Origin of the sequence: Bartonella sp. CM120XJJH, from assembly GCF_042194715.1 — a bacterium.
GTDB lineage: Bacteria > Pseudomonadota > Alphaproteobacteria > Rhizobiales > Rhizobiaceae > Bartonella.
Map to the genome: position 1 here is coordinate 168,045 of NZ_JBHINE010000002.1, position 12,315 is coordinate 180,359.

Sequence of the window (12,315 nt, forward strand, 5' to 3'; positions counted from 1 at the left end):
CTTATGATGCACTCTCAAATATCAAGAGCAATCGCAAATAGGAAATGAGCAAAGAATGTGATAATGCTAGCTTATTTTCATAAGTATAAAAATACCGCTACGCAAAGATGCCAATACACAAAAATGTTTGTACACAATGAGTCCTATATCTTTCATGAGCAACGCTACAAAATGGGTGTGGAAACAATGAATCATATTGCTTTACTACAAACAGGTACATGGTTAACACCATAGCATTCTTGTTCTTTGACACAGAGATTAATTCTTTCTCTTGCTTTTGCAGTCAACAATAGCGCATAACAAAAAATAGGATAAAAGCTAACAAGAAGAGGTTAGAGATGAAGTTTTTTGTGGATAGCGCCAATATTGAAGAAATCCAAGAGTTACAGAATTTAAGCCTTGTTGATGGTGTCACCACCAATCCCTCTCTTATCCTAAAATCAGGACGCAATATTCTTGATGTTACAAAAGAAATTTGTGCTCTCATTAGCGGACCTGTTTCTGCTGAAGTTGCAGCAACGGAATTTGAAAGCATGATGAAAGAAGCGGCTGTTTTAGCAAAGATTGCCGACAATATTTGTATCAAGCTTCCTTTAACACTCGATGGTTTAAAAGCCTGTAAAGCCCTTACAGCAGAAGGACTAAAAACAAATCTCACCCTTTGTTTTTCTGCCAATCAAGCCTTACTTGCAGCCAAAGCAGGCGCGACATTTGTTTCGCCTTTTATTGGTAGACTAGATGATTGCGGAAATGATGGAAGTGAACTGCTTCATGAAATTCGCACAATTTATGATAACTATAACTTTGAAACACAAATCTTGGCCGCTTCAATCCGCACCGTTAATCATGTCAAAGAAGCAGCACTCAGTGGTGCTGACGTTGCAACAGTTCCACCAGCAATCTTAAAAGCACTGGTCAAACACCCTCTCACTGAGAAAGGATTGCAAACATTTCTCAACGACTGGAAAAAAACAGGACAAAATATTGCTTAATGGCTAGAAGTTTTATTCGAAAGATCTTTTGAAAGTAACAAAAAAATCTGTTCAGCCAACTCTTCCGCAACACGTTTTTTTGCATCCTCTTCTGCTTGCAGCGTTGCATATTCTTGACGAAGTCGCTCAAAAGATGCATTCATCATTGCTGTTCCTTTTGCAACAAGAGTATTTTTCATATCCTGCAAAGTGTAAGAAGCTTTGCTCATAACAGTTCCAACAGAAGGTCGTCCTTTTCGTTTTTTCTCGAAGTCAACCTCTATCTGCATAGATTCTCTTGTAGAGACAGATATCTGCAATGCCAATCGATAAGCCGGTAGAGAAGGCTTAGCACCATTTCCATACAAAAGAAACAGCAGATGATTGCGCACCATTTGACCAAAACGATCTGAAGGCTCTTCCACAACAATAGAAGCAAGCTTTGCTGAAAGCCCCAAAGAAGCTTGCCCAGAAACAGGATCCCCATAAGAAGCAGAATTCCCATAGGAAGCAGAATCCATTGTCATTGCACTCTGCAACTCTTGACGATAAAGCGGTTCAACTTTGCATCCACACAACAATGTGAAGATACCCGCTAAAACGACAAGAATAAAACTTTTAAAAAACGACATTCACAATCCTTTGTGGAACAATAATGATTTTTTTCACAGGCTTTTCAATCAGCTGTGCCTTTACAAAATCTAACGCCAAAACCGCCTCTTTAATCATCGTTTCATTTGCTGTTGCTGCAACGCTCACCTCACCACGTTTTTTACCATTAATTTGTACTGGCAAAGTATAGCATTCCGCAACGGTTAACGCGCTGTCATAAACAGGCCAAGCAAGCGCAGACATTAAAGTTTTTCCTCCTAAAGCAGCATGACATTCTTCTGCTAAATGGGGCATCATCGGTGCAATCATGGCAAGAAAAAAATCCATAGCTTGACGTAAAGAAGCTTTCATTTCATCGTCAACACTTGCTATCTTGTTGAGCAACGGTGCCATAATATTCAAGAATTCATAAAGGCGTGCAATAGCCCGATTAAAAGCAAATTTTTCCAAATCATCTTCCACAGCGCAAAGCGTGCGATGTGCGACCTTTGAAAGTTCCAAAGCTTCCCCCTGATGCCCTGCACAAGGCGCCACGTCCTTTAAAACAGAAGCACTCAAAGCAACATGGCGCCAAACACGCTGTACAAAGCGATGGGCTCCTTCAACACCAGATTCTGTCCAGATAACATCCCGCTCGGGGGGAGAATCTGACAACACAAACCAACGCACAGTATCAGCGCCATAAGATGCGATAATATCATCAGGATCAACGACATTCTTTTTGGATTTCGACATTTTTTCAATCGAACCAATCATCACTTCACTTTGATCAGTCAATTTGTAAGCCTGTCGTTTTCCATCCTTTTCAACAATGGAAATTTCTGCTGGAGAAACCCACCCTTGATCATCCCGATAGGTTTCATGCACCACCATACCTTGGGTAAAAAGCCCCTTAAAAGGCTCATCAACCCTCACATGGCCGATCAATTTCATGGCACGCATAAAAAAGCGTGCATAAAGAAGATGAAGAATGGCATGCTCAATTCCACCAATATATTGTTGCACAGGCAACCATTCAGAGATTGCTTGTTTGTCAACAGGTTCCTGCGCAAAAGGAGCCGTAAAGCGTGCATAATACCAAGAAGAGTCAACAAATGTATCCATGGTATCGGTTTCACGTTTGGCAGGTTGACCACAGGAAGGACAAGTAACGTTCTGCCACCTTTCATGCCGTGCAAGAGGATTTCCAGGTTGATCAAAAGTAACATCATCAGGCAACACAACTGGCAAATCAGTCCGTGGTACAGGGACAACGCCGCAAGATGTACAATGGATCATCGGAATGGGGCACCCCCAATAACGTTGACGCGAAATCCCCCAATCACGCAAACGAAATTGCACTGTTTTTTTCCCTTGCGGTTGCCCATTGAGCATTTGTTCTTCAAGCCTTTTGGCTGCTTCTTCAAAAGCTTGTTGAGGTGTCAAACCATCCAAAAAGCTGGAGTTGATCATCACACCATCACCCGTATAAGCTGTTTCAGCAATGACAAAATCTTCTGCTTGCTTTCCTTTTGGCAAAACCACCGGTTTTATTGGAAGATCATATTTACGCGCAAAATCAAAATCTCTCTGATCATGAGCCGGACAACCAAAAACAACCCCTGTTCCATAATCCATAAGCACAAAATTCGCGATATAAACAGGAATATGTACTGTTGAATCAAAAGGATGAACTGCCAAAAGGGGCGTAAGAAATCCTTGTTTTTCAGCTGTTTCAAGTGCTGCCGTTGTCGTTCCACCACATCGACAATTTTCGATAAAAGCACTCAACGCTTTATCTTTCTTTGCTAAAGCTTGTGCAATAGGATGATCAACAGACACAGCTAAAAAAGAAGCGCCAAAAAGTGTATCAGGACGTGTTGAATAACAAACAACCTCATCAAATGTCTCACAAACATCATCAACACCACTTGCATCATCAGTATCCGCAATCGACTTTAAAGCCCAACGAATCAGTAAACCTTGCGATTTTCCAATCCAATTTTTTTGCATCGTGCGAACTTTTTCCGGCCATTGCTCCAGCTCTTCAAGCCCGGCCAAGAGCTCTTCACTAAAGTCGCTAATTTTGAAAAACCACTGCGTCAACTCACGTTGTTCCACCAACGCACCAGAACGCCATCCCCGCCCATCAACAACCTGCTCATTTGCCAAAACAGTATGATCAACAGGGTCCCAATTCACCTTAGCCACTTTACGCGCAACCAACCCCTTCTGATAAAAATCAAGGAACAACATTTGTTGACGATGGTAATACTCCACATCACAAGTCGCAAATTCACGCGTCCAATCGAGTGAGAGCCCTAATTGCTTTAATTGCCCGCGCATTACAGCAATATTTTGATAAGTCCAAGTTTTAGGATGCACTTTGCTTTGCAGAGCAGCATTTTCAGCCGGCATACCAAAAGCATCCCAGCCCATAGGATGAAGTACATTAAAACCCTTTGCCCTTTTATAGCGTGCCACCACATCCCCCATGGCATAATTGCGCACATGCCCCATGTGAATGCGGCCTGACGGATAAGGAAACATTTCTAAAACATAATATTTTTCACGAGCATCTTCTTGAACAGTCTGAAAAATTTTCTTTTCATCCCAAATTTCTTGCCATTTTTTTTCTCTCGCACGTGGATTATAGCGTTCGCCTATATTATAATGTTCAATCGTCATTCCCATTATACTCTTTTAATAAAACTGCACCAAAAAACTTGTTTTATTATGCTTGACCATGGATTAAGCTCATCGTCAACATTTTCGTGAAATATTTCCCTAAGTATTTTATAAAACTTTTAAAAAAACGACCAACTCTTAAACAAAAAAGGTAAAGCACAAAAATATGAATACACAAACGCCCCTCGATGCCCCTTCCATTGAAACATGGCAAAACCTTCAAAAAGACATTGCTGAAACATGTCAAGAGCTACAACGCCCCGTAGAAGAAATTGAACTTATCGCTGTTTCAAAAACTGTTTCTGCCGCTGATATACGTCCCCTTTTGCAAGCAGGCCAATCTTTATTTGCAGAAAACCGCGTACAAGAAGCGGCACAAAAATGGCCCGAGTTACGTCAACAATTTGAAAATATTAAACTTCATCTCATTGGTCCCCTACAATCAAATAAAGCCGCTGAAGCTATCAAAATTTTTGATGTCATTCAAACGGTTGATCGTGAAAAAATAGCCAAAATTTTGGCGGAAGAAATGCAAAAACAAAAAAGGCATCTTCCCTGCTATGTTCAGGTTAACATTGGCTTAGAACCGCAAAAAAGTGGTATCGCACCACAAGAAGCGACATCTTTTGTCGACCAATGCAAAAACAACTATGGACTTAATATCATCGGTCTTATGGGCATCCCCCCTGTCGATGAAAACCCCGGACCCTATTTCGCACTCTTAGCAAAATTAGCAAAACAAGCCGGTCTTCCAAAGCTTTCCATGGGCATGTCCAGTGACTTCAAAATTGCTCTACAGTTTGGCTCTAACGTCCTTCGCATTGGCTCCGCTTTATTTGGAAAACGCCCTATGTAAAGCAATTTCCCTTCATATAAATCTCCATTGAAAATTCTACGAACAAACCCAAAACAACAAAAATGAGAAAAAACATTCCCCTCAAAATCAAGAAAAGCGCAACTCTAGCAAAAAAGATTCCAGTCCCTCTTTCATCCTGTTAGCAAAATAAGCAAAAATGCTCTTCCTAAGCTTCTCACCAGCCCTGCTCAACCCATAAAATGACTTCAAAACAGCCCTGCTTAGGCTCTCATATTCCCACACATTGGCTCTACTTCGCCTCCCCTCTGACCGCCTCTCCAGCAAAAGCAACATAAAAATAAATCCTTATATAAAGGCAAAATGATAAGAGAGGCGTTGTGCATTCATAAAAAAACTGTCGCAAAATCACTAATAGCAAAAGAATATTCAATAGGATTGTCGCAATGATTTCCATTAAAAACCACGAATTCTCTTAACTTCTCCAACACGCGTAAACAATTTCCTCACATGCCAATGGCGTAAAGCAGGCAAAAAAGGCTTATAGCTGCATAATACAGTAACAAAACTCTTTCATGTAAGTCACGTGAGCAAAATAAACATCTCAAATGCCCAATAGAGCACCAAGAGCCGCGCTAAACAACATGACAGCAATCTATATGGTTCAAGGATAGCATAGAGGCTTTCTATGCTCTACAAAGCGTAAATACAGTCAATATTCGCCTGAAAAGTAAAAGAACGAATCCCATGTATATGCGCATAATACACGTAGGAGAAACAATGGCAATGAGACTGATTTCAATAACGATATTCCTTTATCGTTCTTGTAAACAAAGAGAAAAACTTCAACTTTTTATATGCGCAATTTTTCTAATTTTAAACTTCAATTAAGCAAAAATATGGTGTAATTTCTTATATTTTAAAATATTACAAATAATACTATTATCCTATTAAGAATAAAATTTAATATATACATAAATAACTTATCATTTATACAGTATTTTTATTACTATTTTGAAAGTTTATCTTTGTCATTTCTCTAAAATACGTGATATCCATTTGAAATGTATCATTATGATGCTACTTTTAATGTAGATAATTAAGGAGAATTAATATGTTTGGTTCATTCAACACATTTGGTCATATGGCGACAAAGCCTTCTTTTGGTCATTCGCACAATTCAAGACCTACTCATGGAAATGCATGTAGTCCTAATGCTTTTATGTCTCACATGAAAGCACAGGGTTTTGACTATGCAGTTGCAGGAGGGATAACCGGAGCAGCACTGGGAGCTATAACTGGTCCAGGTGCACTTATGGGTGGCCTTACTGGTGCCACGACTGGTTTCTTCGGAGGTTTTGGTTTAGGGTTCGTACAGAAAGTTCATGAGTGTTGGTTCTAATTTGTAGAGAGCAACTATAAAGATATCTCTGAAGATAATAATTTGTAATTTTTTTCGAAAAATATCTAAATTATATTATCTACAATTATTATTGAGACGGACTTCAGAGATATTTATAATTTGTAATTATATTATAACTTGGATTTCGTGATGACAGATTTTGCTTATAAAATCATTGAATCGCTTATAGCAACATTTTTTTTGGTTTAATATATCTTTTTTATTATTGGAAAGATTCTCTAAAAAAATCATTATTAATAAGCTCAATATTCTTTCTTGTTAGTCTTTTATTTAATGATAGTGGTTTATATCAACTTGTAAGGGATATTTTATAATAGACATTTTTTAATGTCTTTATGCCTTTATAAAAGGCGCTATACCGCAATAGGTTTTACCACATTTGAGTATCCTAAAAGCATAGAATACCCTCTTTAATATCATCACATCAGATTTAAAAATTGACTATTCTAATCTTTGTCATTTAGTCTAACCTCACAATGAAAAGCTTTTGGGAAAACTCTGCCACAAATATAAAAATACAATGGCTGATTTTTCTAAAAAATAAATAAAAAGAGGGAAGCATGACTGAAAAAATCTATCCAGTATCAGAAGAGATCAAAAAAAATACTTTACTCGATGAGGAAACTTATCAACAATGGTATCGAGAAAGTATCAATGATCCAGAAAGCTTCTGGGCCAAACATGGTCAACGCATTGAATGGTTTAAACCTTTTACAAAAGTAAAAAACACTTCTTTTAACGGAGATGTATCAATTCAATGGTACGAAGATGGGATAACAAATGTTGCCTATAATTGCATTGATCGCCACCTGAAAACCCATGGAGACAAAATTGCGCTCATTTGGGAAGGAGATAATCCTTATCACAATAAAAAAATAACCTATAACGAGCTTTATGAACATGTTTGTCGTTTTGCCAATCTTTTGAAAGGTCGTGGAATTAAGAAAGGCGATAAAGTAACCATTTATCTTCCTATGATTCCCGAAGCAGCCTATGCTATGCTCGCCTGCGCCCGCATTGGTGCTGTTCATTCGGTTATTTTTGCTGGCTTTTCTGCTGAGGCAATAGCAGGACGCCTTGTTGACTGTGAATCAACCTTCATCATTACCGCTGATCAAGGCTTGCGTGGCAGCAAACGGATCAACTTAAAAGACAATGTTGATCATGCTATTGAGATAGCAGCGCGCCAAAACGTGCATGTAGACCAAGTCATGGTTATACGGCGAACTTGTGGACCCATTCAATGGATAAAGGGGCGTGATTTTTGGTACCATGAAGAGATAGCTCATGCCAAAACAGACTGTCCACCAGAACCCATGAACGCTGAAGATCCGCTTTTTATTCTTTATACTTCCGGCTCCACCGGCAAACCCAAAGGTGTTTTACATACCACAGCGGGCTATCTTGTTTTTGCCTCGATGACACATCAATATGTTTTTGATTATCACCCCAATGAAGTTTACTGGTGCACAGCTGATATTGGTTGGATTACCGGTCATTCTTACTTGGTTTATGGACCTTTATGCAATGGTGCGACTACTTTAATGTTTGAAGGCACACCAACCTTTCCTGACAAAGGAAGATTTTGGGAAATTGTCGACAAGCACCAAGTCAATACACTCTATACCGCACCAACAGCTATCCGCGCTTTAATGGGAGCAGGAAATTCGTTTGTTGAACACTCAGACAGGACATCGTTGCGTCTTTTAGGCACGGTAGGAGAACCTATTAACCCAGAAGCATGGGAATGGTTTTATCATACAGTTGGAAATGACCGTTGTCCGATTCTCGATACATGGTGGCAAACAGAAACAGGGGGGCATATGATCACGCCCTTGCCTGGTGCAACACCCCTTAAAGCAGGGTCAGCCACACGTCCTTTCTTTGGTATTCAACCCCAAATTGTTGATGCTCAAGGCAATGTTTTAGAGGGTGAAGCAGAAGGCAATCTTTGTATCAGTGATTCATGGCCCGGACAAATGCGCACACTTTATAAGGATCATGAGCGCTTTATTCAAACTTATTTTTCCTCCTATAAAGGAAAATATTTTTCAGGCGATAGCTGTAGGCGCGATAGCGACGGCTATTATTGGATCACAGGACGGGTTGATGACATTCTCAATGTCTCGGGACACAGGTTAGGAACCGCTGAAATTGAATCAGCCCTTGTTTCTCATCCCGCTGTATCAGAAGCAGCCATTGTGGGTTATCCGCATTCCATTAAAGGACAAGGAATTTATAGTTTTGTGACCCTCATGGAAGGGACAGCGCCAAGTGAAGAATTGCAAAAAGATCTTATCAAGCATGTGAGACAAGAAATAGGCTCTATTGCCATATTGGATAAAATTCAGTTTGCTCCGCAGCTTCCCAAAACGCGATCAGGGAAAATTATGAGACGTATTTTACGAAAAATCGCCGAAAACGATTTTGATACTCTTGGAGATATTTCAACGCTTGCCGAACCACAAGTTGTTGAAGATCTGATTGCTAACCGACAAAATTAAAGAACCCACAAAGAAATATAACATACGGTGGTTTTTGTTTTTCTGCTAAAATTATCTCAGCATTGTTACGAAAACCACCGATGAGAATAAAAAAACAAAACAATTCATTAGAAGCTCAATAATTCTAACAACAAACGCTTTTCTCATAACAGGTAAGAAATAATTTAAGCAAAAACCTTAGGAATGGAATGCAAACAAGAATAAGAAAGTAAGATAAAAAGAGCAACATAGCTTTTTAAAATCGCCCAATACCCACTCAATGCAAAAAAGCCTCTGATAAAGAAGGAAAAATAGTTCTGATGTTTATGCTAGAATCACTTTGAAATTCCTGCTAAAATCATAAATAAAACTAAAAAGAGAAAGTATAAGTGATAATATTTTTGAGCAAAAATATTTATCTATAACGAGGGTGTATAAAAAATATTGAAAACCATGAAATCTAAAATAAACAATCTTACAACAAAAATCTAAAGCAATGAAAGTAAGAGTTCTTAGAATAAATGATGCAATATAAAATCAGGAGTAATAATAAAAAGTGATTCATTTTGAAAATGTCGGTCTACGCTATGGAATGGGACCTGAGGTCCTTCGTGATATTAGCTTTCATATTCCTCCTGGATCATTTCAATTTCTCACTGGCGCCTCTGGAGCAGGGAAAACGTCGTTGATGCGTCTTATGTTTTTGGCACTCAAACCCACCCGCGGTCATATTGATCTCTTTGGAACAGATACAGCATTACTCAAACGCCAAGAGCTCCCTGCGCTGCGACAACGTATCGGTGTAGTTTTTCAAGATTTTCGTTTACTCGACCACATGACCACTTATGAAAATGTTTCCTTACCTTTACGCATTAAAGGACAAGAAGAAGCAACCTATCGCAGTGAAGTGGAAGATCTTCTCTGTTGGGTAGGTCTTGGAGATCATATCCATGTTTTACCACCAGTTCTTTCTGGCGGAGAAAAACAAAGGGTAGCCATTGCACGCGCACTCATTGATCAACCTGAAATTCTACTTGCCGATGAACCCACCGGAAATGTCGATCCGCCCTTAGCAAAACGCCTACTCCGTTTGTTTATTGAATTAAACCGTTTTGGAACGGCTGTGATCATTGCTACCCATGATATTGCCTTAATGGAACAAGTTGCAGCACGACGTATGCTTCTCCATAACGGACGGATGACGATTCATGAATAAGTCTTTCCCCATTTTTACAAGCAATAAAAAAAATACAACAGCGATTATTCCCAGTGGTAATATTTCTGGAAAAGCATTGGTTGCCATTATTGCTATTATGACATTTCTTTCAAGCCTCACCTTAATCGGTGTTGATTTAGTCCAACGTGCCGCCCAAAATTGGAGTAATCAGATTAGCTATGAAGCAACAATACAAATACGCCCCATGGACAATGTTGATATCAACAAAGCTCTCCGTGATGCCGTACAATTAGTTAAAACATTTTCTGGTGTACAAGATGCAAAAATTGTTGACCAAAAAGCTACAGAAAAATTACTGGAGCCATGGCTTGGAACAGGCTTCAATGTCAATGAATTGCCCCTTCCCCGCCTTATCATTGTGACTCTGAAGAGAGATGAAAAAATCAATTTTGCAGCCATTAATCACGCCATTAAAACCCAAATTCCAGGAGGTCAATTTGATGATCACCGTGTTTGGGTCCATCGTTTTGCAACCATGGCACACACCACTGTTTTCATTGGTTTTTCAATTTTAGTATTGGTTCTAGGCTCTCTTATTCTTACCATCATTTTTGCCACCCGCAATGCATTGGCAGAAAATACACATATTATCAATGTCTTATATTTCCTTGGTACTGAAACTCTTTTCATTGCCCGCCAATTTGACTGGCATTTTTTTAAAACTGCACTACGTGGTGCTTTATATGGTGGTCTCACAAGCATATTTCTGTTTTCAGCCTTTTGTCTCTGGACGAATTATAACTTGGGAAGAGTGGAAGCTAGCCAAATAACAGCTTTGTTTGGACATCTTTCCATAAGTTCCATTCCTTACGGAAAAATCATTTTTCTTATTATTTTCGTTTCTTTTCTTACCACCCTTACAAACCGCATGACTATTTTAACACAACTGAAAAAAATCGATCAATGTGAAAACGGTTTATTTTAATTTTATGACTCACAACACTTCCAACTCATTGACGCAAAACAATTTAGAACGTCCTCTTCCAAAACGGCTCCACTATAGTTGGTCTCCCCGCTTTTTATTTCGCTACTTTCCACCGACAACCCTTACTCTTGCAATCATTGTTTTCATTTTCTGGAGCGGTTTTATTATTTTTTCTGAAAAAACTGAACGACTTGTCCCCCCAACACCTCTCCCCAAAGCAGATGCCATTATCGTGCTTACAGGCGGAGAAAACCGAATAGAGACAGGACTCCATCTCTTACAAAGGGGGCTTGGTTCACGACTCCTTATCAGTGGTGTAAACACCACAACCAATCTGAAAAGTCTCATACATAACATGCATATTACCCCACGGCTTGTCTCCTGTTGTATTGACATTGGGCATCAAGCGATTAACACCAGAGGAAACGCTACAGAAAGTGCTGCTTGGATCAAAAAACACCACTATAAAACCCTTTATATCGTCACCCATGATTACCATATGTGGCGCTCGATGCGAGAACTTAAATATTTAATGCCTGATATCCATTTCATTGCCTATCCTGTTAAAAAGAGCGATGCTGAAAGCGCAATACAACAGATCAATCAAATCCGCATTCTTCTATTTCAATATATTAAAACGCTCCAAGTCTATCTCAGAACCGCATTCTAGTCTTTATCCTTCTGACTTTTTAAAAACCTTGCCATCTTCTGACCGCTTCATACCGTTCTTTCCATACCCTTCCACACGAAGTTGCCTCTATAAAAGCTCGAATAGAGCTACCTTCATACAACACAGAACACCCCACACGTGTCACTGTATTGCACGTTCACCCAAGACATCTCTCACAGCACGGGATTGTACATGCCATCCCAATATATTAAGCTCTTGTAAATAAAGCCCCCAGACAACTATAAGATCTTCAAACTTGTTATAGAGATCTATTTATACCACCGTCTTTACGCTTCATAAAAAATAAAAACCGCCCCACCTATATTTTTCCGCCCCCCAATATTACGATAGCTCTTAAGCCACTTGGGATGATTAGTAAGAGGCATGCTTCACGCCTTTTTTCAAAACGAACATAGCAACCTCATATGACATGAAAAGAAGTAATTTTAATAGATTTAAAATAAGAAAATTTATGATACTTAGATTTCTCATTCAACAGAGAGAATGTTAAAC

The 12,315-nt window shown here is 39.2% G+C and carries 9 protein-coding genes; 7 read left to right on the forward strand and 2 right to left on the reverse strand.

Going from position 1 to position 12,315, the window contains the following annotated elements; translation table 11 throughout:
- Positions 1-338: 338 nt before the first annotated feature.
- Positions 339-992 carry a fructose-6-phosphate aldolase gene (fsa, locus tag ACFIKU_RS01690; protein ID WP_375641870.1) on the forward strand — a complete coding sequence of 218 codons (654 nt, stop codon included), beginning with the start codon at positions 339-341 and terminating at the stop codon, positions 990-992.
- On the opposite strand, the gene ACFIKU_RS01695 is transcribed toward fsa, so the two are convergent.
- Positions 989-1,603 (reverse strand): hypothetical protein, encoded by a 615-nt coding sequence (locus ACFIKU_RS01695; RefSeq protein ID WP_375641871.1) that lies wholly within the window; start codon positions 1,601-1,603, stop codon positions 989-991. The two genes, fsa and ACFIKU_RS01695, sit on opposite strands and share 4 nt — an antisense overlap.
- The gene (gene leuS, locus ACFIKU_RS01700; protein ID WP_375641872.1) at positions 1,590-4,250 is read right to left on the reverse strand and encodes a leucine--tRNA ligase; all 2,661 of its coding nucleotides are present in this window, start codon (positions 4,248-4,250) and stop codon (positions 1,590-1,592) included. Before leuS ends, ACFIKU_RS01695 begins: the two co-directional genes overlap by 14 nt.
- A gap of 166 nt (positions 4,251-4,416) precedes the next feature.
- On the opposite strand from leuS, the gene ACFIKU_RS01705 reads away from it, so the two are divergent.
- The 6 genes from ACFIKU_RS01705 to ACFIKU_RS01730 all read left to right on the forward strand — a co-directional run bounded on the left by ACFIKU_RS01705 (position 4,417) and on the right by ACFIKU_RS01730 (position 11,802).
- Entirely contained in the window at positions 4,417-5,106 is a 690-nt protein-coding gene (locus ACFIKU_RS01705) for a YggS family pyridoxal phosphate-dependent enzyme (RefSeq protein ID WP_375641873.1), read from the forward strand.
- Between the two features lie 1,072 nt (positions 5,107-6,178).
- A complete protein-coding gene (locus ACFIKU_RS01710; protein WP_375641874.1) occupies positions 6,179-6,466 on the forward strand; it encodes a hypothetical protein in 288 nt (95 codons plus the stop codon).
- 581 nt (positions 6,467-7,047) lie between these two features.
- Positions 7,048-8,991, forward strand: a complete 1,944-nt coding sequence (gene acs, locus ACFIKU_RS01715) for an acetate--CoA ligase (protein WP_375641875.1) — start codon at positions 7,048-7,050, stop codon at positions 8,989-8,991.
- A 535-nt stretch (positions 8,992-9,526) separates the two neighbouring features.
- On the forward strand, positions 9,527-10,186 hold the full coding sequence (gene ftsE, locus ACFIKU_RS01720) for a cell division ATP-binding protein FtsE (RefSeq protein ID WP_273723097.1): 660 nt from the start codon (positions 9,527-9,529) through the stop codon (positions 10,184-10,186).
- The gene (locus tag ACFIKU_RS01725) at positions 10,179-11,132 is read left to right on the forward strand and encodes a cell division protein FtsX (RefSeq protein ID WP_375656490.1); all 954 of its coding nucleotides are present in this window, start codon (positions 10,179-10,181) and stop codon (positions 11,130-11,132) included. The genes ftsE and ACFIKU_RS01725 overlap by 8 nt, the downstream gene beginning before the upstream one ends.
- Positions 11,133-11,136: 4 nt before the next feature.
- Complete coding sequence (locus tag ACFIKU_RS01730; RefSeq protein ID WP_375656491.1) at positions 11,137-11,802, forward strand: YdcF family protein; 666 nt, start codon at positions 11,137-11,139, stop codon at positions 11,800-11,802.
- Positions 11,803-12,315 lie beyond the last annotated feature (513 nt).

What these genes read in the sequence shown, in the direction of transcription:
- ACFIKU_RS01725 (WP_375656490.1), top strand. Translation starts at nt 10,179, where the DNA reads ATGAATAAGTCTTTCCCCATTTTTACAAGCAATAAAAAAAATACAACA.
- fsa (WP_375641870.1), top strand. Translation starts at nt 339, where the DNA reads ATGAAGTTTTTTGTGGATAGCGCCAATATTGAAGAAATCCAAGAGTTA.
- leuS (WP_375641872.1), bottom strand. Translation starts at nt 4,250, where the DNA reads ATGACGATTGAACATTATAATATAGGCGAACGCTATAATCCACGTGCG.
- acs (WP_375641875.1), top strand. Translation starts at nt 7,048, where the DNA reads ATGACTGAAAAAATCTATCCAGTATCAGAAGAGATCAAAAAAAATACT.
- ACFIKU_RS01705 (WP_375641873.1), top strand. Translation starts at nt 4,417, where the DNA reads ATGAATACACAAACGCCCCTCGATGCCCCTTCCATTGAAACATGGCAA.
- ACFIKU_RS01695 (WP_375641871.1), bottom strand. Translation starts at nt 1,603, where the DNA reads ATGTCGTTTTTTAAAAGTTTTATTCTTGTCGTTTTAGCGGGTATCTTC.
- ACFIKU_RS01710 (WP_375641874.1), top strand. Translation starts at nt 6,179, where the DNA reads ATGTTTGGTTCATTCAACACATTTGGTCATATGGCGACAAAGCCTTCT.
- ACFIKU_RS01730 (WP_375656491.1), top strand. Translation starts at nt 11,137, where the DNA reads ATGACTCACAACACTTCCAACTCATTGACGCAAAACAATTTAGAACGT.